Consider the following 23840-nt stretch of genomic DNA (forward strand, 5'->3'; position numbering starts at 1 on the left):
TTTCGCTGCGGCTCCGTCTCTTCAACTTAACCTCGCATGCAATCGTAACTCGCCGGTTCATTCTACAAAAGGCACGCCATCACTCATTAACGAGCTTTGACTTGTTGTAGGCACACGGTTTCAGGATCTATTTCACTCCCCTTCCGGGGTGCTTTTCACCTTTCCCTCACGGTACTGGTTCACTATCGGTCACTAGGGAGTATTTAGCCTTGCGGGATGGTCCCCGCGGATTCCGACGGAATTTCTCGTGTTCCGCCGTACTCAGGATCCTCCTAGGTGTTGTCAGCATTTCGTCTACGGGGCTTTCACCCTCTTTAGCGGAATTTTCCAAATCCTTCAACTATACTAACAGACTACCATATTGGAGTCCTACAACCCCAACAAGCAAGCTTGTTGGTTTGGGCTCTTCCCGTTTCGCTCGCCGCTACTCAGGGAATCGAATTTTCTTTCTCTTCCTGCAGGTACTAAGATGTTTCAGTTCTCTGCGTCTACCTCTAATCAGCTATGTATTCACTGAAAAGTAATATCCTATAAAAGATATTGGGTTCCCCCATTCGGAAATCTCTGGATCATAGCTTACTTACAGCTCCCCAAAGCATATCGGTGTTAGTCCCGTCCTTCATCGGCTCCTAGTGCCAAGGCATCCACCGTGCGCCCTTATTCACTTAACCTTATCAACCTTACGGTTGGGTCTTGATCACTTCTTCTAGCGATAGAAGGTTAATCAATAAATAAGCAATTGAACTTATTAAAAAACTCATTCAACGCGGTGTTCTCGGTTTGTTTTGATTCTTTTTACTTCAATATCCAGTTTTCAATGAACGAATCTGATAGCAAAAGCTATCAATGGAGCCTAGCGGGATCGAACCGCTGACCTCCTGCGTGCAAAGCAGGCGCTCTCCCAGCTGAGCTAAGGCCCCGAACTTATTTGATTGAGAGTAGACCTCTCAAAACTGAACAAAGTAAAGACGAAATGTGTATTTCCGTAATATTCCTTAGAAAGGAGGTGATCCAGCCGCACCTTCCGATACGGCTACCTTGTTACGACTTCACCCCAATCATCTATCCCACCTTAGGCGGCTGGCTCCAAAAAGGTTACCTCACCGACTTCGGGTGTTACAAACTCTCGTGGTGTGACGGGCGGTGTGTACAAGGCCCGGGAACGTATTCACCGCGGCGTGCTGATCCGCGATTACTAGCGATTCCGGCTTCATGCAGGCGAGTTGCAGCCTGCAATCCGAACTGAGAGAAGCTTTAAGAGATTTGCATGACCTCGCGGTCTAGCGACTCGTTGTACTTCCCATTGTAGCACGTGTGTAGCCCAGGTCATAAGGGGCATGATGATTTGACGTCATCCCCACCTTCCTCCGGTTTGTCACCGGCAGTCTCGCTAGAGTGCCCAACTAAATGATGGCAACTAACAATAAGGGTTGCGCTCGTTGCGGGACTTAACCCAACATCTCACGACACGAGCTGACGACAACCATGCACCACCTGTCACTTTGTCCCCGAAGGGAAAGCTCTATCTCTAGAGTGGTCAAAGGATGTCAAGACCTGGTAAGGTTCTTCGCGTTGCTTCGAATTAAACCACATGCTCCACCGCTTGTGCGGGCCCCCGTCAATTCCTTTGAGTTTCAACCTTGCGGTCGTACTCCCCAGGCGGAGTGCTTAATGCGTTTGCTGCAGCACTGAAGGGCGGAAACCCTCCAACACTTAGCACTCATCGTTTACGGCGTGGACTACCAGGGTATCTAATCCTGTTTGCTCCCCACGCTTTCGAGCCTCAGCGTCAGTTACAGACCAGAGAGCCGCCTTCGCCACTGGTGTTCCTCCATATATCTACGCATTTCACCGCTACACATGGAATTCCACTCTCCTCTTCTGCACTCAAGTCTCCCAGTTTCCAATGACCCTCCCCGGTTGAGCCGGGGGCTTTCACATCAGACTTAAGAAACCGCCTGCGCTCGCTTTACGCCCAATAAATCCGGACAACGCTTGCCACCTACGTATTACCGCGGCTGCTGGCACGTAGTTAGCCGTGGCTTTCTGGTTAGATACCGTCAGGGGACGTTCAGTTACTAACGTCCTTGTTCTTCTCTAACAACAGAGTTTTACGATCCGAAAACCTTCTTCACTCACGCGGCGTTGCTCGGTCAGACTTTCGTCCATTGCCGAAGATTCCCTACTGCTGCCTCCCGTAGGAGTCTGGGCCGTGTCTCAGTCCCAGTGTGGCCGATCACCCTCTCAGGTCGGCTATGCATCGTGGCCTTGGTGAGCCGTTACCTCACCAACTAGCTAATGCACCGCGGGTCCATCCATCAGCGACACCCGAAAGCGCCTTTCACTCTTATGCCATGCGGCATAAACTGTTATGCGGTATTAGCACCTGTTTCCAAGTGTTATCCCCCTCTGATGGGTAGGTTACCCACGTGTTACTCACCCGTCCGCCACTCCTCTTTCCAATTGAGTGCAAGCACTCGGGAGGAAAGAAGCGTTCGACTTGCATGTATTAGGCACGCCGCCAGCGTTCGTCCTGAGCCAGGATCAAACTCTCATAATAAAAGTTAGAACAATCTTGCGATTGTTAAGCTCAATTTGTTTGCTAGCATATTGCTTGCTTGTTAAAAATGTTTGTTGTCTTGAATTGAATCAAGACGCCCTACACATTTGGTTCGTCTATTCTTTGTTCAGTTTTCAAAGGTCTACGTTACCTCGCAGCAACTTTTATATCATAACAAACTTTCGTTTGAATGTCAAGAACTTTTTTCAAAAGTTTTTTCAAGTTGTTTTGCTCGGTTGTTGTCGTCTGTTGTGACAACTTCTATATCTTATCATTATCTCAGTTGTTTGTCAACAACTTTTTAAAACTTTTTTGTTATTTTATAACAAGTTTTTTTGATCAAATGATTGATTTAAAAGCAATCTCTTTAACGACTTTGTTATTCTAACATGTTATTTATCTTTTCGTCAAGAAAAATTTTTAACTTTTTAAAACTTTTTTCTTAACGAACTGTTTGTCAGAACAGATATTAATATACCAAGGATTTTTCTAAAACGCAACTATTATTTTGCAGAAAAATAACATTTTTTTCAATTTCGAACGATGAATATTTTCTGCAAAGAAAACATTCGTTTCTTTATCTTATAATCCCTTTTCTCTTACTGAAATGTTCGTTAATCATTCGTAAAAAAAGCAACGTACTTTATTGAACTGACCCAATAAACTGAGACAAAATAAAAAAGCACCTCTTGTTGAATTCACGTTAAAATGAATTTAACTAGGAGGTGCTTTTTCAATGGGAAATCGAGTTTCTTATCCGATTCACATCAAAGAAATGGCTATACAGATGAAAAAAGAGAATATTCCTGTAAAAATAATTATGGCAGAATTAGGAATTAAAAACAAAACACAAATTGAAACATGGTGGCGTTGGTACCGTAATGGCGAGAATCATCGTCTGGTTCAACCCGTTGGAAAACAATATGCTTATGGAAAAGGTCCAGAAATTCTATCAAATGAACAACAGCTTAGAAATGAAAATAACTATTTAAAAATGCATATTGAGGTGCTAAAAAAGTACAAAGAATTGGAAAGGACGTGGAGCCAGAAATATTTGTAGAATTAGTTAAAAGAATGAAAGGAAAAATAACCATTACTGCATTGTGTCAACTTTTCGGCGTTTCGCAAGCTACTTATTATCGTTGGACTCATCGAAAAGACTTGGGAAAGTTAACACCTCTTGAAGAAGCTGTTCGTCGACTTTGCTTCCAACATAAGTTTCGATATGGCTATCGAAAGATTACTGCGTTGATTAATCAGGAATACAAAGTAAACAAAAACACCGTACAAAAGATTATGCAGAAATATCATTGGAATTGTCGCGCGAAAATGAAGAAACGCAGTAAAGTGGGACAACCTTACACGGTTGTCGAGAACAAACTAAATAGACAATTTTCTTCAGACGCTCCTTTAAAGAAATTGGTAACAGATATTACTTATCTGCCTTTTGGTCAAAAGCAAGATACGGCTTTTGTTCTGGATACACTTGATCAATTGCCCCAAACAACGGATTGTCTATTGCATAGTGATCAGGGCTCTGTTTATACTTCTTTTGACTACCAGAATCAAATAAAAACAAAAGGCATTACCATGAGTATGTCCCGCAAAGGGACACCTTCAGATAATGCCTGCATCGAATCGTTTCATGCCTCACTAAAGTCTGAAACGTTCTACTTAGATGGGCTCACAAATGAACCTACATCTATTGTAATAGAAATTGTAAAAAAATACATTACTTATTATAATGAAAGTCGAATTCAACAAAAACTAGACTACCAATCGCCGATAGACTATCGGAAATCAGCAGTCTAGGAAAATGCTTTTTTATTCCTGTCTCACAATCTTAGGTCAGTTCCTTATTGTACGTTGCTCTCTTCTTTTATTCCAGCGATTGGGATAAAAATTCTAAAGATCGTTCCTTGATGCAATACGCTTTCTGCATCAATACGTCCTTTATAGTTTTCGACTAATTGTTTTGCAATCGATAGTCCTAAGCCATTACCGCCTTTATTTCTTGCACGGGCTTTATCTACTCGATAGAATCGATCAAATATTTTCTCCAAGTCTTCTTCAGTGATTCCTTCACCAAAATCTTGCACAGCTATTTCAAATTCATTCATCGTTCGAGAAATGGAAATATGCACTTCTTTTCGATCTGTTGAATATTTAATCGCATTATCTAATAGAATAATTAGCAATTGTTCAAAGTGATTACGATAGATTTTCAGTTCAACTTCAGTCGGTAAATCATCATCTAATGTGATATGAAACTCAGGATAAACCAATTGGAAGTTATTAAATACTTGGTAGACTACTTGTTTAGCATCTGTTCGTTCATTTGCATATTGGGTGTCCACTTGTTCAGCGCGTGAAAGGTCAAGCATTTCTTGGACCAAACTCTTCATACGACTAATTTCTTGTAAACTGGCCTTTAATGATTCATCTAAAATTTCAGGATCGTCTTTCCCCCAACGATTTAAAAGGTTTAAATGACCTTCCATAATCGCAACGGGCGTTCTTAATTCATGGGAAACATCTTCAACAAACTGCTCTTGTTGTTCGATATAGCGTCTCATACGATCTAACATTTCATTAAAGATTTCCGAGATATCTGCTAACTCATCTCTCGTATTAATCTCCGGCATGTGGACATCTGATTGCGGGTCTTTGCGGATTGTATCCATCGTGTCTCTCAATACTTTTAATGGTTTTAAGAAATAAGAAGAGAGGATAAAGCCTAAGACACTACTTACAATCAGAGAAATCACTTCTAAAACTACAAGTGTTAATAATAAATGATTACGAATTTCATAAAAAGAAGAAAGTTCATAAAACGCTTGAATATAGCCAATTTTTTCTCGTGTTTCTTTTGAAAAAATAGGTTCCACGGAATAAAAACCGGTTTTATCAAAAACGGTTCGAACAACAGGTAATTGTCGATCCAATTGTAATAACTTATCATATTCATTTTGTGTTTTAAAAACTAGCTTTTGGTTTGTGTCATACACAGATAAATAAAGTTCTGGTTGTCCTAGTTCAGATATGAAACTGTCCATTTCCATAAACGAACCTTCTACTGCTGTATGCTTATTATAGTAGTTTTCATCTCTTTCACTCGGCGTTTTTAAATAGTCAAAAACGTCTGTTACCGTTAAATTTTCATTGGCATTAGCTAATCGATTTGTTACTTCTGCAATCGTTGCTTCGACATTTTCCTTTTCTTTGGCAACAATAAGACTGACAGAAGACTTATAGGTAATCACCGCAAAAATGGTAAAAACTACAAATATAAAGAAAGAACTTGCGAAAGCCCACTTTATAGTTAAAGATGGGCCTTCCAGTTCTTTTTTAATCGTTCTTTTCATTAATTAGTTCTCACGAACGCATAACGTAGCCAGTTCCACGGACAGTTTGGATGTAGCTTTCTTCTCCAGGTACGTCAATTTTATTTCGTAAGTAGCGGATATACACATCCACAACGTTTGTTTCTACTTCTGTTTCATAGCCCCAAACTTTATTTAGTAACACATCACGTGCCAAGACAACGTTCACGTTTTCCATTAGCGTTAATAGTAATTCGTATTCGCGTTTTGTTAATTCAATCATTTCAGAATTACGACGAACGACACGATTTTCTTTTTCAATTGTTAAGTCACGATATGTAATCGTTGTTTGTTTTGCAACGTTTTTATCGCCCTCAATATCAATACGACGAAGTAACGCACGTAAACGAGCTAACAATTCTTCAATTGCAAATGGTTTAACAATATAATCATCCGCTCCATGGTCTAAACCAGAAACACGGTCAATTACTGAATCACGCGCAGTCATCATAATAATTGGTGTATTTTTCACTTGGCGAACACGGCGACATACTTCTAATCCATTTAATTCTGGTAACATCAAATCAAGAAGGATAGCATCCCATTCGTTGTTAAGAGCGGCTTCCAATCCTGTACGACCATTGTAGTGTACTTCTGTCGTATACCCCTCATGTTTTAATTCAAGCTCAACGAATCTCGCTAAGTTCTTTTCATCTTCAATAATTAAAATGTTGCTCATTTGATTAATTGTCCTTTCTCTTTAAAAGCTATACTCAAGCTCAACCTTTTTATTCCTTACTACTTATTAGAGAATTACTACTCAATCTGTCTGGTTCTTTTTTAAGCCACAGTAAAACCATGAGCATGGTGAGCCACACTCATGGTCTCCAGCATGTTTATTCTTCGTTGTACCAGCTGTAATGGTAGATTCCTTCTTTGTCTGTGCGTTCGTACGTATGAGCACCGAAGTAATCACGTTGTGCTTGAATTAAATTCGCTGGTAAGCGATCTGAACGATAAGAATCGTAATAAGCAATTGCAGATGAGAATGTTGGTACAGGAACACCTGCTTGAACAGCAATCGCAACAACTTCACGAACGGCTTGTTGATATTTTTTCGTAATTTCTACGAAGTATTCATCTAACAACAAGTTTTCAAGTGCTGGATTTTTTTCATATGCATCGGTAATTTTTTGTAAGAATTGTGCACGGATAATGCAACCTGCTCGCCAGATTTTTGCAATTTCACCAAATGGTAAATCCCATCCGTATTCTTCAGAAGCTGCACGGAGTTGTGCAAAACCTTGCGCATAACTCATTAATTTACTAAAGTATAATGCTTCGCGAATTTTTTCAATCAATTCTTTTTTATCGCCTGCAAAGTTAAAGGCTGCAGGTTTTGATAAAATGCCACTTGCTTTTACGCGTTCTTCTTTGTAAGCCGAAATAAAACGTGCAAATACTGATTCTGTAATTAATGGTAATGGTACACCAAGATCTAACGCACTTTGGCTTGTCCATTTACCTGTTCCTTTGTTGCCTGCTGCATCAAGAATAACATCAACGATTGGTTGGTCGGTTCCTTCATCATCTTTACGTGTCAAAATGTCAGCCGTGATCTCGATAAGGTAACTGTCTAATTCGCCTTCGTTCCATTCTTTGAAAATCTCTGCCATTTCATCAACAGATAAACCTAAGATTTGTTTCATTAAATCGTAGGATTCAGCAATTAATTGCATGTCCCCATATTCAATCCCATTATGAACCATTTTTACATAATGTCCAGCACCATTTGGGCCAATGTAAGTCACACATGGTTCACCGTCTTCTGCTTTAGCTGAAATTTTTTCAAGAATTGGCGCAACTAACTCATATGCTTCTTTTTGTCCGCCAGGCATGATAGATGGTCCTTTCAAGGCTCCTTCTTCTCCGCCAGAAACGCCAGTACCAATAAAGTTAATTCCTGAGTTTGCTAGTTCTTCATTACGTCGCATTGTGTCTTTGAAGAACGTATTACCGCCATCAATTAAGATGTCGCCTTTATCAAGGTGTGGTAACAATTCTTGGATTGTCGCATCTGTTGCAGGTCCAGCTTTAACCATCAACATAATTCGACGAGGTTTTTCAATTGCATTCACAAATTCCTCAATTGAGTATGTTGCTTGAAAGTTTTTGTCAGGATGTTCTTCAACCACTTCTGTTGTTTTTGATCCTGTACGGTTATACAGCGCAACTGTATAGCCTCTGCTTTCAATGTTTAAAGCAAGATTTTTTCCCATGACAGCCATGCCGACTACGCCAAATTGTTGTTTTGTCATTTTATGACCTCCTATATTATAATCAACGAAAATTCTATGAGCATTCTCTTATAATCCTCACTATTATAACGCACTATCTTTCATATGAAAACAATATAGTGCCAATAAATTTCCAATTTCTTCATATTTTCTTAAAAAAATACAAATCCCCTAGGCTCCATGGTTAGCCTAGGGGATTCAACATTTCAAAAAATGTTTTTATGCTTATGCTTCTTTAGACATTACGTCTTTTCCATCGTAGTGACCACATGCTGGACATACGTGATGGCTTTTTTTCATTTCACCACAGTTTGAGCATGCATTTAAGCCTTTGATTGTTAATTTGTAGTGTGTGCGACGTTTTGCTTTTTTCGCTTTAGAAGTTCTTCTAGCTGGTACTGCCATTGTTGTTCCACCTCCTTGTAAAGATGCGTGTATTTACATACACAATATATTCCAACCTAGCTGTTATCTTCCTCTTCAGCATTATCGCTGAGTAATTCTGATAGTTTAGCCAGACGAGGATCCACTGTTTGTTCTGCTGCTTTCTGCTTACTTTCCAAATATGCTTCTTCTGAAATCACTTCCCAGTCATTGCCACTTGGCATTTCTTGACTGTTTTGTTCTTCTTCTGTAAGCACTTGAATTGGAATGGACAATAGAATGTTGTCTTCGACAGATTCATCTAAATCAATTGTTGGCTTGTCCAATAAAATAATCTCTTCAGCTGCAAATCGTTCATCTCTTGTATCCATTTGTTCTTTTGTCATAAAGACTTCATCGACCGTGATTTGCATTGGCAAAGCCACAGGTTCTAAAGAACGGGATGAAGGAACGGTTACAGTTACCTGAATAGTGTAATGAAGTAAATATTCTGATTTATTGACTGCTAATAAGCCTTCTACTTTGATTGGACTTACATCCAACAAGGTATCATCTCGTTGAAGAAGCTCTTCTTTAAGATGCAATGTTTCTGAAAACACTAGCGGCTCTTCTTTGTATTTATTTAATTCTAACAAAGACCACTTCATAATTATCACTCCTAAGCAACAAAAGCTATTATACAGGGGTATGAAAGCTTTGTCAATGAAATTTTCTTGACAGCCCTTTCTTATTTCCTGTTTTTCTTTCGTTTTTTTTATAATTGTTTTTCTGTTGAAGATAACTTAGCGCTTATTTAATTAAATAACAAAATTTTTGTGTGAAATAACATAAATAATTTAAAACTCAGACATAATTTTACTATTTGCGCCCAACTCTTTATTTACTGAATACGTGTTTTCTGAACATTTCGTACTACTGTCTTCTTTGTAAAAAAAGCTGAGACAAACTGACGAATCGGTTTGTCCCAGCTTTGCGTCCGAGTACATATTGCTTAAAATCAAATGATTGAATTAATTAGATTTAGATAGCTGTTGTTGCTCCGCGGTAAACAATACCACGACGAGGATCAACAGTAATCACTTCGTCATTATTAATTAATGATGTTGCATCTGCAGCACCTACGATAACTGGAATATTTTGTGCAATCGCTACAACAGCTGCATGAGAAGTTAAACCACCTTCTTCAACAACTAATGCTGATGCTTTTTCAATTGCAGGCATGTATTCTTTATCTGTTGTTTTTGTAACTAAAATAGCTCCTTCAGTCGCTTTAGCAACTGCTTCTTCAGCAGTTCCTGCAACAACGGCTTTTGCAATAATTGCTTCTTCGCCGACACCTTGACCTTGAACTAATTTAGAACCGATCATTTGAATTTTCATTAAGTTTGTTGTGCCTTTTTCGCCAACTGGAACACCAGCAGTGATAATGATTAAATCACCTTCTGAAGCATAACCTTCTTCTTGTGATACTTTTGAAGCTAAATTAAACATTTCATCTGTGCTTGATGGTTTGTCAGCAACTGTTGCGTAAACACCCCATGATAATGATAAGCTACGTGCTTTTTGTTCTGAGAACGTAATTGCAACGATATGTGCTTTTGGACGGTATTTAGAGATCATACGTGCTGTATGGCCTGATTCTGTTGCCGCAACGATTGTTTGGATACCCAAGTTACGTGCTGTATGGCCAACAGATTGTCCGATTGCTTCAGTCATATCTGTTTTGCTATATAATTTCAATGCGAATGAATCTTGGTTAACTAATGTTTCTTCTGTACGAACTGCAATACGAGCCATTGTTTGAACAGCTTCTAATGGGTAATCCCCTGCTGCAGTTTCGCCTGATAACATTACTGCATCTGTTCCATCGTAGATTGCGTTTGCTACGTCATTTGCTTCCGCACGTGTTGGACGTGGGTTACGTTGCATTGAATCTAACATTTGTGTTGCAGTGATAACTGGTTTACCTAAAGCATTACATTTTTTAATTAAAGCTTTTTGGACAACTGGAACATCTTCTGTTGGAATTTCAACACCCATGTCACCACGAGCAACCATTAAACCATCAGAAACTTTTAAGATTTCATCGATATTATCGATACCTTCTTGGTTTTCGATTTTAGGAATGATTTGGATGTGTGTTGCGTTTTCTTCTTCTAAAATTTTAGTGATTTCTAAAACGTCAGAAGCACGACGAACGAAGCTAGCTGCGATAAAGTCAATTCCTTGACCAATTCCGAAACGGATATCGTTAGCATCTTTTTCAGTGATCCCTGGTAAGTTTACAGAAACGCCTGGTACGTTAACGCCTTTTTTGTTTTTCAAGACGCCTTCGTTTTTAACAACTGTTACGATTTCGTTTGCATCACGGTCGATATCAGTTACTTCTAAATCGATTAAACCATCATCTAAAAGAATGTGTGAACCTACGTTTACATCATTGATTAATTCTGGATAAGTGATTGAGAATTTTTCATTTGTTCCTAAAACTTCTGTCATAGAAATACGTACTGAATCACCAATTTTCATTGTGATTGCGCCATTTTCCATGTCATTTGTGCGGATTTCAGGACCTTTTGTATCTAGTAAGATCGCTACGCGTTTCCCTGTAATTTTTACAGCTTCACGAATGTTTTTAATACGAGCACCATGCTCTTCGTAGTCACCATGTGAAAAGTTCAAACGGCAAACATTCATACCTGCATTAATTAAGTTTACTAGCATATCAACGGATTCACTAGCTGGTCCAATCGTACATACGATTTTCGTTTTTTTCATTACTAAAACGCTCCTATTCCAAATTTGTTTATACAAAGCTAATAAGATTAGCTAATATACAAGATTAAAAAGAAATTTCATGATTTAACTCATAAAGAGATAAATCTGGTTTGTGTTTATTGTTTTCTAACGTGTCAATAATATCAGCTGCAACTACTTGGTTATCTAACATACCGATACATAAACCGCCTTTGCCTTCTTTTAGAAGTTCAACAGCATATGACCCAAATTTACTTGCTAATACACGGTCACGAGCACTTGGCGAGCCCCCACGAACCACGTGTCCTAAAATTGATACACGCGTATGGAAATCACCGTATTCAGAAAGTTTATCAGCAAATTCATTTCCGCCCATTACGCCTTCTGCTAAAATGATTAAGCAATGTTTTTTCCCGCGGTCACGGCCTTCTTGAATGCGTTTGGCAACGTTTTTCATATCAAAATCATGTTCAGGAATAATGATTTCATCTGCTCCGCCTGCCACGCCTGACCACAATGCGATATCACCAGCGTTACGTCCCATTACTTCGATAACGAATGTACGAACATGAGAAGTTGCTGTATCACGAATTCGGTCAATTGATTCCAAAACAGTGTTAATCGCTGTATCAAAACCGATTGTGAAATCTGTTCCAGGAATATCATTATCAATTGTTCCAGGAATTCCAACAGCGGGGAAACCACGTTTTGTCAAAGCCATTGCGCCATGATAAGAACCGTCTCCACCAATAACAACTAAGCCTTCAATACCGAATTTTTTCAATTGTTCGATTCCTTTTAATTGCCCTTCTTCAGTAGCAAATTCAGGATAACGAGCAGAGTACAAGAATGTTCCACCACGTTGAATCTTATCGCCAACGTCAGCAACATCTAAACGACGGATGTCGCCTGCGACTAAACCGGCAAATCCATAGTTAATACCGTAAACTTCGATTCCATCAAAAATACTTTTGCGTACGACTGCACGAATTGCAGCGTTCATTCCAGGGGCATCTCCCCCGCTGGTTAAAATACCAATGCGTTTCATTCGCTATTTCACCTCATATAATATACTTTCAACTGCCAAAAGAAACCTTTTCGCAAAAATTGATATACAAAAATATTACGTCATTCATTTTACCATTAAAGAACCAAAATGTCTTGAGTTAAGAAGAAAAAAATGAAAAAAGTTGAAAACAACTAGTATTTTTTACCGTAAATCATTTGAAAATGACGTTTTGGTCGCCTAAAACGTAAGCTAATTGTTGCTGACTAGCGCTTGTATGAGCGACCCAATTTTCTTCATTTAATACTATTTTCTTACCTGTTTTTTCAAAATAGACAATCACTGGAATGTGTCCAGCGTGACGACTGAGTACCTCTTTCATTTTCTGAAAAACGTCCGTTTGTTCGACATCTTTTGTAATTCTGATAAAACACGTTTCGTCACTAATTGATGTTTCTACTTGTTGCGCTTTTTCTATTCGTTGAACCAATATTTGCAATTCTTGATTGTACGTACTGCGTTCCACTTTTCCTTCCACATAATAAACTTGCCCTTTCTCGACACTCTGTCTTAACTGGCGAAAAACAGTTGGGAACAACGTTAGTGAAATACTTCCTGTTGTATCATCCCCATCAACAAAGGCCATTTGTTCTCCCTTTTTGGTCCGGATCGTCCGAATGTTTTTGACATAAATCAATAATTTCGTGGGCTGATTTTCAACAAGTTCATGAACAAGTTGCGTTTGCTTGGCTAAGCGTGTTTTTTTGAACTCTTCTGTCGGATGTCCTGATAAATAGACCCCTAAATATTGTTCTTCTTGTTCTAGTCGCTCTTCTAGCGGATAATCGGCAATTTCTTCTTCCTTTGGCTTCAACGTTTCTAACAAATCCATACTACCACCGCTGAGAAGAATACTTTGGATATTACTCTCTAAACCTACCGCTAATTGACGGCGATTGGGTGCAATTTCGTCAAATGCACCGATGGCAATCAATGGTTCGATATTTTCAACTTTCAACCACTTACGGTCAATTCGCAAAAGAAACTCATCGAACGTTTTGTACGGTCCATTTTCTCGGCGTTCATTTAAAATATTTTGAATGAAGTCTCGGCGGATTCCTTTTAAAGAACTAAAACCAAATAAAATTTGCTGTTGCTGATTTAGGTAAAAGCTGTAGTGACTTTGGTTAATTGACGGCTGCAAAATCGTCTGCTTGTTTTTTCTAGCTTCGCCAATATATTCTTTAATTTTTGTTGGATTATGACGAACAGAATGCAACAATGCGACATAAAAAGCACTCGGATAATGAACCTTCAAGTAAGCCATTTGAAAACCAATAAAGGAATAGGCAAATGCATGCGAGCGGTTAAAGCCATAATTAGCAAAGCGCTCAATATAATCGTACACTTGGTTAGCTGTTTCTTGGGGATAGCCTTGTTGTAACGCACCATTAACAAAATGATTCCGTTCTTCATCTAGCACATCTTTTTTCTTTTTACTAATGGCCCGACGTAAAATGTCAGCTTGCCCTAAAGAGAAGCCTGCCATTTTCGCAGCAACTTGCATAATCTGCTCTTGGTAAACAATAATTCCGTACGTATTTTCTAAAATGGGGGCAAGACTAGGCTCTGGATAACTAATTTGTTCCAAGCCTTTTTTCCGACGGATGAAAACATCAATATTTTGCATTGGACCAGGACGATACAAGGCATTGACAGCAGCAATATCTTCAATGCTAGTTGGTCCTAATTTTCTTAATACATTCCGAATTCCAGCAGATTCAAACTGGAAAACACCACTTGTTTCCCCTTTTCTAAATAAAGCCAGCGTTGTTTCGTCATCTAATGGAATCTGATTTAAATGAATGGTTTGATTATAGACGCGTTTAATAGCTGTGAGGGTATCATCAATGATAGATAAATTTCTTAAGCCCAAGAAATCCATTTTCAGAAGACCAATTTTTTCAACATCATTCATAGTAAATTGGGTCAATAAAATTTCATTCGATCCTAGTTGTAACGGAACCAAATTCAAAAGATTTTCATCACTAATTACCACACCTGCTGCGTGCGTAGAAACATGACGAGGCAATCCTTCTAGCTGAACAGCTGTTTTATAGAGCAATTGATTATTTGGTGAAAAATTGACCAATTCTTGCATCCGTTTTGACTCTTGGTACGCTTCTTCTAACGTAATTTTCAGCTTGTTGGGGACAGCTGCCGACCAACGATTCGCTTCACTCTGGGACAACCCGAAAACACGTGCAACGTCCCGTAAAACCATTTTCGCAGCCATCGTACCAAACGTGGCAATTTGCGCCATGTGATAATGACCATATTTTTGACTGACATAAGCTAAAACTTCCTCCCGCCGATTATCAGGAATATCTAAATCAATATCGGGCATCGTGTAGCGTTCTGGATTCAAAAAACGTTCAAAAAGCAAATCATATTTGATTGGATCTACATCTGTAATTGATAGCACATAGGACACTAAAGAGCCTGCAGCTGAACCTCGGCCAGCGCCTGTAACAATTTGATTGTTATGACAGAAGTCCATCACATCCCAAACGATTAAAAAGTAATCATCAAAGCCCATATTGTGAATGATGGTTAACTCTTTTTCTAATCGTTTTTGGTAAACTTCATTTAGATGAGGCACTCTTTCTGGTAATTTTTCTAAACACAATGTGCGTAAATAAGAACCAGCCGTTTGATTATCAGGCACAGGAAAATGCGGTAATAATTTTTGATGTAAAGGAATGTCAACTCGGCAATTTTCAGCTAGCTGAATCGTATTCTGGACCACTTCTGCACCAGCTATTTGAAGCATTTGTTCCATCGTCGTCTCTGCTTCACGCAAGTAATTCAGACCTTCTATTTCCGGTGTTTGGCTTGTAATATTCAATTGATTATTTTCTTTGATGCTCTCAAGAACAGTAACGGCAAAGCCTTCTTCCCTTGTTAAATGACGTACCTCTTGCAAAGCCACGCCAGGTAATTGTTCTCTTTGGTAAAAAGAAAAGAGCGCTGGATTGCGTTGTTGATTCATTGAAAAAGAATGTTCAACAAATAACGACTGAGGATCAAAATATGAAGCAAGTTGTTGGAAAGCGTGAACCGCTTGTTGTTCATCTTCAAAAAATGTTTGGGCGACTTCTCCTTTGGCTGACAAAGTCACGGCAAATAAATCACTTAATAAGGATTGATGTTCTGCTAAGTAAAAGGGACCCTCTGTCGTCATTTTGCTGCTAGATAGTTGCATTAATTGCTGATACCCTTTTAAATTTTTAGCAAATAAAAGCAATTCGGAATGCCCTTCTTTTTCTGCTGGGGTATATTCTAATCTTAAACCGATAATTGGTTGAATTCCCGCTTCTTGGCATGCTTCATAAAATTCAACCACCCCATGCAAGACATTGATATCGGTAATCGCTAATGTTTGATAACCTAACGCTTTCGCTTGTTTTACATAGGAACGAATCCTAACCGTACTAGATAAAAGCGAATAGGAAGTAACGGTATGTAATTGTGGAAATGACATTGGACAGCTCCTTTTTGAATCCTTGCTATTTTTTGCCTCTTCTCTTATTTTCCTATCGCGGATTCTTTACTTTTAAAGAAAATATGCTAAACTAAGAGCTAGAAAAGAGGTGCTCATATGCGTTATCTTGTTGTATTTTTCTGGACCTTCGCATTAGGCCAAGTCGTTGGATATATCGGCGGTGCATTATCTGGTGGTTCATACGACTTTAAAATGACAACGATTCTATCGTTGGCAACAGCCGTTATTATTTTATTAATTGCACACTTTGCAGTACCGAAAGAAACCAAACCTGTTAAATAAGAAAAAACCAGTTACTAAAGTTATTGTAACTGGTTTTTTTATCTTTTCAACTGTTTAGAGCTTTTTATTTAAAACTTTTCGGAAATTAAAGAAGGACAACCCAATGTTTCCTAAAACGAAACAAGCGGTTACCAGAAAAACAGAAGAATAGCCAAAACCATGGGCAACTGTTGACCCTACCATCGGCCCTAAAACTTGACCGAAATTACTACACATCTGATTGTAACTATAAACTCTACTTACGCCCTCCGTTGGCGTTATTTTACTAATTAACGTATTAATTGATGGCATTAATGCGCCTGTTGAAAAACCTAAAAGGAATCGTAAAACGCCTAACTGAAAAGGTGTTTGCACAAACGCCATGGGAATGTAACAAATAAAAGAAAGAATTAATCCGCCTAATAAAACTTTTTGGTTCCCAATGCGGTCCCCAATTTTTCCCAAAGTTGGAGAAGAAATAATTGCTGAAACGCCGGCAATCGAAACAATCAAACCACTAACAAATAATACATTCTCTGTATCGCCACTTAAAGATCGAATATATAATGTTAAGATTGGGCTGATACTTGTAATTCCTAATTGTAAAATTAACGTAGTCACAAACAAACCAATCAATACTGAAACATGATCCATCTTACTAAAAATTTCTTTCGTCGTTAATAAATCCTTTTTCTCAACTGGTTGAAAATCTTCTTTAACTAAAAAGATAGTCAACAACGTTGTAATGAATAAAATAACGCCGGTAATAATAAAGACATTTTCCATTCCAAACCACTGTGCCAACGCACCGCCAATCGATGGCGCAATTAACGTCCCAGCAATTGCACCTGTTGATAATGTCCCTAGAGCCCAGCCATTTTTCTCTTTTGGCGCTTGCGACGCAATCATCGCTGTTGCGTTAGGAATATAGCCAGATAAAATCCCGTTCATAAAACGCATAATCAACAGCCAGTATACATTAGGGACAAATGCTAACGCCCCCATTGTGATCGTCATTCCTGCTGCAGCCCGAATCATCATAATTTTCCGACCTTTTCGATCAGCTAAATTTCCCCAAATCGGTGCAACAATCGCAGCAGCAAACGCCGTGACAGAAATTGCCAATCCAGAAAACAACTCTACTTGACTCTTAGGCGTCCCTAATTGTTCAACATATACTGGAATAAACGGCATAACTAAGCTAATACTCGCCCCTGTAAAAAAGCAACCAATCCATGCGACTAACAAATTCTGCTTCCATTTTATTTTCATACTTTTATCCACCTTATCACCTCTTCACCTACCACTATACTCTAAAAGAGTGAATCTCTCAAAAGAAAATTCTTTTAAAAAAAGTCTGGCAGACCGGTCAAAACGACCAATCTGCCAGACTTCTTAACACTTGGGCTTAAGATAAATAGCTGAACAAATGCAACACCTTCGAAGCTAACCGCTGTTATCTCAGCCTCACTTCTGTTTACTATAAAATAGCTAAGATTACAAAGTTTAAGATAAACAACGCATCAATGACCCAAATAATTGGTGAAACTTCTTTGGCTTTTCCTTTGACTACTTTCACCACTGCATAAAAGATGAACCCAGCAGCAATCCCATAAGAGATGCTATAACATAATCCCATGAAAATTGAAGCAAAAAATGCTGGAATCGCATCTTCTAAATCCGTCCAATTGATGTCTTTGAAAGAAGCTAACATCATAATTCCCACTAAAATTAACGCTGGAGCCGTAGCTTGTGCTGGCACAATAGCAATAAGTGGTGAAAAAAGACTACTTAGGGCAAATAGAATTGCTACCACTACCGATGTCAAACCTGTTCGACCACCCGCACCGATTCCTGCTGCACTTTCTACATAAGTTGTCGTATTCGATGTACCAAAAATCGCACCGATAGATGTTGCAATAGCATCTGCAAATAGAGCTTTGTCCATTTTAGTGCTGAAGCCCTTACTATCTTCTAAAGCTAATTCATCTTCTTTAGAGAAAATTCCTGTTCGACGTCCCGTACCGATAAATGTTCCAATTGTATCAAACGTATCTGATAAACTGAAGGCAATAATGGTCATTAAAACTTGAGGAATTTTTGAAGAATCGCTAAACAATGACTGTAAGCCCTCAACACCAAAAGCAGCGCCAAAAGTTGTACCTAATTCTTTAAATGAATTGCCCAACGAATTAGCATGCCAATCAACCGAAGCAGTGTCTACCACCCCCATTGGAATTGCGACTAACGTAGTAACCACAATGCCAATTAAAATAGCCCCACGAACATTGGTTACAACTAAAATCGTTGTTAAAACTAACCCAATTACCGCCAAAATAATAGCTGGATTATCAAAATTTCCTAAAGCGGGCACGATACTCGAACCATTCACAACACCATTTTGAGGTTCTGCTTGTACTGTGAAACTTAGTAAGCCAGCATTTTTCAACCCTACATAAGCGACAAAAATTCCAATCCCACCACCAATAGCATGTTGTAAACTCTCTGGAATTGCTTTAATAATCATTTTGCGAATTTTTGTCACTGTAATCAAAATATTAATCAAACCACAAATAAAAACCATTGCTAATGCTTGTTGCCAAGTATACCCCATCCCAAAAACGACCGTAAACGTGAAGAAAGCATTGAGTCCCATTCCCGGTGCTTGAGCGTAAGGTACATTAGCAAACAGCCCCATAATTAATGTACCGATGATTGAAGCAATAATGGTCGCTAAAAAAACAGCCTGAAAAGGCATCCCTGTTTCTGAAAGAATGGACGGATTAACAAATAAAATATAACTCATTGCAAAAAAGGTCGTAACCCCCGCCATTATTTCAGTTGATACCGTTGTCTTGTTTTCCTTTAATTTGAAAAACGTATTCATAATTGCACTTCTCTCCCTTAAAATCCATGTTTTCGAATAATTACTCTTTGATTATAAGAGAATCGCTATCTTTTTACAACAAAATATTAACTATTATATATTTTTTTCTATATAACGTTCGTGTTTTTCTGATATAAAAAAAGAAAAAGCTTTACATTGCTTCTTCTTTTCCTAATAATTGGATTAGCCCAAACAACAGCATCTGTAGAAACATCATTAATAAAATAAACATTAATTTTTGAAGGGACCAGTCAAAAAAGATAATTTTCACTGTTTCAATTGGACTCATAAAAAGATAGACACTGTGTAATCGATCAAAACGTCCAACATAAATCGCCAAAGCAGACAAGAAATGAAGGCTGGCTTGAAAGACTACAATTGTTCTATAGCCGCAATAACTTTGCAATTTCTGGCTAACAGTTGTTACTGTTTTCATCCCTAAAAGCCCATATATAACAATCCCGCTAGTTAAGCAAACAAACGCCCACCAATCACCAATTTGGTTTGCAAAAATCGTATTAAAGCCTCGATAAATAGATAGCGTTTCTAAATGAAAAAAATCCGTAAATAGGTACGGTGCATTAGGATAAAAAATTAACCAAGCAAAACCTATCAACCAATCCCTTTTACGTTTTTCTGCGTTTAAAAGATAACTAAGTTCAATTGGAATATAGGCTAACAACACGTTCAACGCCATAAAATGAAAATGCGTAGCAAATAACCACATATAGATACAATAGATTAAGGTGATCACTCGTAAATAATTTCTAGAATTTTTCAAGATGCTCTGCGCTCCTTTTTCAAACGGTTTATTTTAGTGTAGCATACTTCTTAAGCTTTTTTTTAAACCTTATAAATGAACATGCTTCTCCCCTTGATAATCTTCGGTTTTATGCTAGACTGAGTAAAAGGCATTTAGGAGGAATTTTTACTTGAAAAAATTAATTGCTATTGATTTAGACGGCACAACATTAAATGCACAGTCTTTAATCAGTCCAAAAACCGAACAAACACTAAAAAAAGCGATTGACAACGGTCATTACGTCAGTATTGCCACTGGACGTCCCTATAGAATGAGTCATCAATTTTACCAACAACTTGGCCTAACGACCCCTATGGTTAACTTTAACGGTGCTTTAGTCCACATTCCAGAGAAAAAATGGGACTTGGAAAGCGAAGCCAATATTGAGCGTGACCTAGTCTTTGACATTTTGGCACAGAAAAAAGAATTACAATTAGATTTTGTTGCTGCTGAAAACAAAGAAACATTTTATATCGATACGTTAGATGGGTTCGATCCGAAATTTTTTGCTTCCAAAGCAACCTTAGATAATTTACTTACTGCTAAAAATTTACGAACCAATCCTACCTCAATGATGGTTCGGACCACACCAAACCAAGCTGAAAAAGTTGCTGATACATTGACAAAACAATATGGTGATTATATTGATGTCCGCACTTGGGGCGGTCCAATGCCTATTTTAGAAATGGTCGCAAAAGGAATTCAAAAAGCCCATGGCGTTGATCAAGTGGCGAACTTTTTATCTGTCAAACCAGCTGATATCATTGCTTTTGGCGATGAACATAATGACGAAGAAATGTTAAGTTATGCTGGTTGGGGTGTTGCTATGAACAATGCCACGGATAAAATTAAATCCGTAGCCAACGATGTCACTGAAAAAACAAATGATCAAGATGGTTTAGCAGATTACTTAGAAAATTATTTAGATCTATAAAAGGCTAAAATAAAAGTATTTCTTAAAAAGAACTCACGTTGGTTTAGCTGATAATCTTAAGATTACGAAAGTAGGGCATAAGTCGTTTCGACTTATGCCCTACTTTCGTTTTTTTATTCCTTCAATGAATTTTGAAACGTACTGATTTTTTCAGCCAATCTTTGATAAGTAGTAAAAGACGGATGCTTTAGCTCTTGTTCTTCGTTAACGGATAAAGTTTGTTGTGTCGTAATGGCCTTTGTTAGGGCATCTACAAAATGAATAAAAGAATTGTTGGTTTGTTTATTGTATCCTGGTGAATAATATTTCGATTGACGATAAAAAGGCCGCAGGGCTGTTTCTGTGATTTTTTCCTGTTCATCTGAAAAGTATTCATCATAGCTGACATGTTTTATTTTCTGCTCTTCTGTTATCACTTGAAGTCGAGCGATTAGGCCATTGCCTAAATCTTCTGCGTAACCGATATACGTTTCTTTCGATGGCTCTTTTAGCCAAGTGTCCATCTCTGCTGCTAAAGGCATTAAACCTTCACGCGCAGAAGTTGATGAACCGCGTACCGTATAAAAATTACCTGTGACACGATTTTCGTCACGCATTTGTTTTTCTACATAAGTAATACCATTAACAACGGTGACTAACGTATCGTCTGTACGCGTGTTGCTTGCTTGAAATTCAGGATAATCTGACAGGCGTTTGTTGACACCCGAATAGCGTGTATCATAATAAGGGTCACTAGCAAACTCTGTAAACTCAACATTCAGAATCCGTTGCGTTTCAGGTTCCGTAATAATCTCTACAATGCCGTAATTTCCGCCAGTAAATACACCTTCATTTTTATAATAGTTACCCGTCATTAATCCCAAAGGCGGTTGATTGGACCAAAACATTTTTTCCTTTTTTTCTTCTGGTGTATATTTTGCTGGTGGGGTTGTCCCAAATGTCGTTTGTGTGGCCCCTGTAACCACTTCGTACGTGTATTCATGAGAATCAAAAGTCAATTGATTAGCAATCAGTTCGTCATTTTTAGTCGGCGCTTGTTTTTCCGCCGCAGAAGTCGTTTGATTGGTGACGGTAACTTGCTTCACTTGCTTTGTCTCTTGCGGACCACTTGTTGTTTGTTTCGTTGGCTCTTGATCTGGCGCACAACCAACCAAAATAAATAATCCAATAAAAACCACCATTCCTTTAATATATTTCATTCACTTCTCTCCTTTTTATAAACGCTTAATTTCCTCTTATCTCCAGTGTAGCAAACATTTATAAACCAAAACTGACGGAAAAATGAATAAATAATAAACAAAAACGCTAAGTCTCCTGCAGCTTAAGAGACTTAGCGTTTTTTTATTTAATTGCTTGGCGCTTTTGGCGCAACCACTCTTCTTTAATGTGTTCAGATAGGCGAATCATTCGTTTACCAACTTCACTATATTGGTTAGTAGCTAAATTGGCTAAAGAAATTCGAACTGACCATTTGTCACTCCCGAAAGCATCCGCTTTTAAAAGCATTAATTTTTCTTTTTCTGCTAAAGAGGTTAATACTTTTGTGATCGTCCACGATTTCGTTAAATAACTTGAAAATTCTGGGCCATAACGTTTTTCTGTCCAATCTCTAAAGTTAATTTCACAATAGTATGCTGTATTTAAACTTGCTAAAGGCTCTTCAATGCCTAAGGTGCGGAACAAGAGCTTTTCACGCGTATGACAAATATCCATCACTTCGTCTTTATATGCTTGACCGTCTTTTAACAAAGCATACAAACTAAATAAAGCCATCATCGCTTGCTGAATAGAAGAAAGTCCCGCTGCATGGTTCAACGCAATATCGCGGCTGTCTGCGACTAAGCGGCTGATAAAGTTAATTTGGCTTGTGTCTGCATTCAATGTAGCATAACGTGCCTGTAATTCCATTTTTCGAGCCACTGGCAATTCTTTTAATAATTGATCAAAGATGTTCTCTTGACTAACCGCAATAGTCCCCACACGCCAACCGGTAGCGCCAAAGTATTTAGAATAAGAATAGATACAGGCTGTATTGTAAGGTAACTCCGTAAATAGTGAACGGAAAGCTGGCACAAAGGTTCCGTAAACGTCATCTGTTAAAATCATTAACTTAGGGTTATCCACTGCAACGATTTGTTTGATTTGTTCAATGGTAGGTTTTCCCATAGCATTAGCAGTTGGATTGCTGGGATTTACGACAAAAACCGCTTTGATGGACGGGTCTTTTAGTTTATCAATTTCCTTGTTTGAGTATTGATACGTCGTTTTTCCATCAATAATCATTTGCTCTGCTTTGATTTTAACCACGTCAAAATCATAACGTGGTAGTTCTGGAATTTCTAGATAAGGAGCAAACGTTGGTAATAACAACGCAATACGATCACCTTTTTCTAGTAAATAATTATTTGCCAACGTATCAAACAAGTAACAAATCCCTGCTGTACCACCTTCAACGGCAAAAATATCAAACGGTTGTGCTTCGCTGGAAAATAATTCTTGATTTAAATAGGCTTTAATCGGTTGTTCACACGCCTTCAAGCAACGAACAGGATTCGGATAATTATCCCCAATCACATAGTCTAACATGGCATCTAACCACATTTCCTTATCCATCCCAAAATAGTTATGCTCTGCTGTCCAAATTTCTTGTAAGAAGGTTGCCCCTTTGCTAGGATTTTCTGCTAAAAAGTTTAAGAAGCGTTGCGTTCTACCAAAACTTGGCTGAATCATACCAGCCGTTTGTTCGCTCCCCTCTCTTAACGTTTCTTTTGTAGCAAATTGACCTAATAAAAAAAAGGCTTCCCTTGGTGTTGGCGCCGTCCAATTAGGATTGCCTCGCCCTGCATTTAACAATGTTTCTAAATTATGATTTTCTTCATGTAATTTCTTCTCTAAAAATAGACTTAATTCAAACGGACTAAGATTTTCTGTCAATTCATCACTTGTTATCATTTTATCCTCCTGAAGCACACGCGGTCATTTAGTATTTAGTATGTAGTCTATACTACTCTTCTACCTCCAGATGTCAACCATTTAAGCGGAATATTCTGACAATTAACAAAAA

16 protein-coding genes, 1 tRNA gene and 2 rRNA genes (1 of these 19 only partly in view) are annotated in these 23840 nt (G+C 38.3%); 3 read left to right on the forward strand and 16 right to left on the reverse strand.

Features of this window, described 5'->3' with window-relative positions; all coding sequences use genetic code 11:
* From IGK96_RS09200 to IGK96_RS09210, 3 genes are all read right to left on the reverse strand, one after another.
* Positions 1 to 671, reverse strand: a 23S ribosomal RNA gene (locus IGK96_RS09200) (it extends 2242 nt beyond the left edge of the window).
* A 176-nt stretch (positions 672 to 847) separates the two neighbouring features.
* Positions 848 to 920 (reverse strand) — tRNA-Ala (locus tag IGK96_RS09205).
* Between the two features lie 79 nt (positions 921 to 999).
* Positions 1000 to 2560: ribosomal RNA gene (locus tag IGK96_RS09210) — 16S ribosomal RNA — on the reverse strand.
* The 16S and 23S rRNA genes sit together here with 1 tRNA gene alongside, the layout of an rRNA operon.
* A 736-nt stretch (positions 2561 to 3296) precedes the next feature.
* On the opposite strand from IGK96_RS09210, the gene IGK96_RS09215 reads away from it, so the two are divergent.
* Positions 3297 to 4372 (forward strand): IS3 family transposase gene (locus IGK96_RS09215; protein ID WP_113851321.1). Its coding sequence is split into 2 segments (ribosomal slippage): positions 3297 to 3570 and positions 3570 to 4372, totalling 1077 coding nucleotides; the frame shifts between segments, so codons are not numbered across the junction.
* Positions 4373 to 4416: 44 nt separating this feature from the next.
* Here the strand turns inward: IGK96_RS09215 and IGK96_RS09220 are convergent.
* The 8 genes from IGK96_RS09220 to dnaE form a co-directional block, all read right to left on the reverse strand.
* Entirely contained in the window at positions 4417 to 5925 is a 1509-nt protein-coding gene (locus tag IGK96_RS09220; RefSeq protein WP_002363430.1) for a HAMP domain-containing sensor histidine kinase, read from the reverse strand.
* A 10-nt stretch (positions 5926 to 5935) separates the two neighbouring features.
* Entirely contained in the window at positions 5936 to 6622 is a 687-nt protein-coding gene (locus IGK96_RS09225; protein ID WP_002355954.1) for a response regulator transcription factor, read from the reverse strand.
* A gap of 157 nt (positions 6623 to 6779) precedes the next feature.
* Positions 6780 to 8201 carry an NADP-dependent phosphogluconate dehydrogenase gene (gene gndA / locus IGK96_RS09230; RefSeq protein WP_002355953.1) on the reverse strand — a complete coding sequence of 474 codons (1422 nt, stop codon included), beginning with the start codon at positions 8199 to 8201 and terminating at the stop codon, positions 6780 to 6782.
* 204 nt (positions 8202 to 8405) lie between these two features.
* The gene (gene rpmF / locus IGK96_RS09235) at positions 8406 to 8585 is read right to left on the reverse strand and encodes a 50S ribosomal protein L32 (protein WP_002355952.1); all 180 of its coding nucleotides are present in this window, start codon (positions 8583 to 8585) and stop codon (positions 8406 to 8408) included.
* A 56-nt stretch (positions 8586 to 8641) separates the two neighbouring features.
* Positions 8642 to 9211, reverse strand: a complete 570-nt coding sequence (locus tag IGK96_RS09240; RefSeq protein WP_002363429.1) for a YceD family protein — start codon at positions 9209 to 9211, stop codon at positions 8642 to 8644.
* 373 nt (positions 9212 to 9584) lie between these two features.
* Entirely contained in the window at positions 9585 to 11342 is a 1758-nt protein-coding gene (gene pyk, locus IGK96_RS09245) for a pyruvate kinase (RefSeq protein WP_002355949.1), read from the reverse strand.
* 64 nt (positions 11343 to 11406) lie between these two features.
* On the reverse strand, positions 11407 to 12369 hold the full coding sequence (gene pfkA / locus IGK96_RS09250) for a 6-phosphofructokinase (RefSeq protein WP_002355947.1): 963 nt from the start codon (positions 12367 to 12369) through the stop codon (positions 11407 to 11409).
* 172 nt (positions 12370 to 12541) lie between these two features.
* Positions 12542 to 15871, reverse strand: a complete 3330-nt coding sequence (gene dnaE / locus IGK96_RS09255; RefSeq protein ID WP_085443294.1) for a DNA polymerase III subunit alpha — start codon at positions 15869 to 15871, stop codon at positions 12542 to 12544.
* A 117-nt stretch (positions 15872 to 15988) separates the two neighbouring features.
* On the opposite strand from dnaE, the gene IGK96_RS09260 reads away from it, so the two are divergent.
* On the forward strand, positions 15989 to 16174 hold the full coding sequence (locus IGK96_RS09260; RefSeq protein WP_002355945.1) for a YjzD family protein: 186 nt from the start codon (positions 15989 to 15991) through the stop codon (positions 16172 to 16174).
* 54 nt (positions 16175 to 16228) lie between these two features.
* Here the strand turns inward: IGK96_RS09260 and IGK96_RS09265 are convergent, their stop codons facing one another.
* The 3 genes from IGK96_RS09265 to IGK96_RS09275 form a co-directional block, all read right to left on the reverse strand.
* The gene (locus IGK96_RS09265) at positions 16229 to 17425 is read right to left on the reverse strand and encodes a multidrug efflux MFS transporter (protein WP_002381323.1); all 1197 of its coding nucleotides are present in this window, start codon (positions 17423 to 17425) and stop codon (positions 16229 to 16231) included.
* A gap of 208 nt (positions 17426 to 17633) precedes the next feature.
* Positions 17634 to 19040 (reverse strand): NCS2 family permease, encoded by a 1407-nt coding sequence (locus IGK96_RS09270; protein WP_010713788.1) that lies wholly within the window; start codon positions 19038 to 19040, stop codon positions 17634 to 17636.
* Between the two features lie 151 nt (positions 19041 to 19191).
* Positions 19192 to 19767, reverse strand: a complete 576-nt coding sequence (locus IGK96_RS09275; protein WP_002385113.1) for a DUF1361 domain-containing protein — start codon at positions 19765 to 19767, stop codon at positions 19192 to 19194.
* Between the two features lie 205 nt (positions 19768 to 19972).
* Between IGK96_RS09275 and IGK96_RS09280 the strand changes: the two genes are divergently transcribed.
* On the forward strand, positions 19973 to 20776 hold the full coding sequence (locus tag IGK96_RS09280) for a Cof-type HAD-IIB family hydrolase (RefSeq protein WP_002355941.1): 804 nt from the start codon (positions 19973 to 19975) through the stop codon (positions 20774 to 20776).
* Positions 20777 to 20889: 113 nt separating this feature from the next.
* Here the strand turns inward: IGK96_RS09280 and IGK96_RS09285 are convergent, their stop codons facing one another.
* On the reverse strand, positions 20890 to 21975 hold the full coding sequence (locus IGK96_RS09285) for a hypothetical protein (protein WP_010775687.1): 1086 nt from the start codon (positions 21973 to 21975) through the stop codon (positions 20890 to 20892).
* A gap of 142 nt (positions 21976 to 22117) precedes the next feature.
* On the reverse strand, positions 22118 to 23728 hold the full coding sequence (gene aspD, locus IGK96_RS09290; RefSeq protein WP_002355939.1) for an aspartate 4-decarboxylase: 1611 nt from the start codon (positions 23726 to 23728) through the stop codon (positions 22118 to 22120).
* Positions 23729 to 23840: the final 112 nt, after the last annotated feature.

This window comes from Enterococcus sp. DIV0682 (assembly GCF_051712685.1).
Taxonomy (GTDB): Bacteria; Bacillota; Bacilli; order Lactobacillales; family Enterococcaceae; genus Enterococcus; species Enterococcus faecalis.

Excerpts from the sequence above, each read along its gene's own strand:
- pyk (WP_002355949.1), bottom strand. The coding sequence starts at position 11,342 with ATGAAAAAAACGAAAATCGTATGTACGATTGGACCAGCTAGTGAATCC.
- IGK96_RS09275 (WP_002385113.1), bottom strand. The coding sequence starts at position 19,767 with ATGTGGTTATTTGCTACGCATTTTCATTTTATGGCGTTGAACGTGTTG.
- IGK96_RS09260 (WP_002355945.1), top strand. The coding sequence starts at position 15,989 with ATGCGTTATCTTGTTGTATTTTTCTGGACCTTCGCATTAGGCCAAGTC.
- rpmF (WP_002355952.1), bottom strand. The coding sequence starts at position 8,585 with ATGGCAGTACCAGCTAGAAGAACTTCTAAAGCGAAAAAAGCAAAACGT.
- IGK96_RS09270 (WP_010713788.1), bottom strand. The coding sequence starts at position 19,040 with ATGAATACGTTTTTCAAATTAAAGGAAAACAAGACAACGGTATCAACT.
- IGK96_RS09240 (WP_002363429.1), bottom strand. The coding sequence starts at position 9,211 with ATGAAGTGGTCTTTGTTAGAATTAAATAAATACAAAGAAGAGCCGCTA.
- IGK96_RS09265 (WP_002381323.1), bottom strand. The coding sequence starts at position 17,425 with ATGAAAATAAAATGGAAGCAGAATTTGTTAGTCGCATGGATTGGTTGC.
- aspD (WP_002355939.1), bottom strand. The coding sequence starts at position 23,728 with ATGATAACAAGTGATGAATTGACAGAAAATCTTAGTCCGTTTGAATTA.
- IGK96_RS09225 (WP_002355954.1), bottom strand. The coding sequence starts at position 6,622 with ATGAGCAACATTTTAATTATTGAAGATGAAAAGAACTTAGCGAGATTC.
- dnaE (WP_085443294.1), bottom strand. The coding sequence starts at position 15,871 with ATGTCATTTCCACAATTACATACCGTTACTTCCTATTCGCTTTTATCT.
- IGK96_RS09285 (WP_010775687.1), bottom strand. The coding sequence starts at position 21,975 with ATGAAATATATTAAAGGAATGGTGGTTTTTATTGGATTATTTATTTTG.
- gndA (WP_002355953.1), bottom strand. The coding sequence starts at position 8,201 with ATGACAAAACAACAATTTGGCGTAGTCGGCATGGCTGTCATGGGAAAA.
- pfkA (WP_002355947.1), bottom strand. The coding sequence starts at position 12,369 with ATGAAACGCATTGGTATTTTAACCAGCGGGGGAGATGCCCCTGGAATG.
- IGK96_RS09220 (WP_002363430.1), bottom strand. The coding sequence starts at position 5,925 with ATGAAAAGAACGATTAAAAAAGAACTGGAAGGCCCATCTTTAACTATA.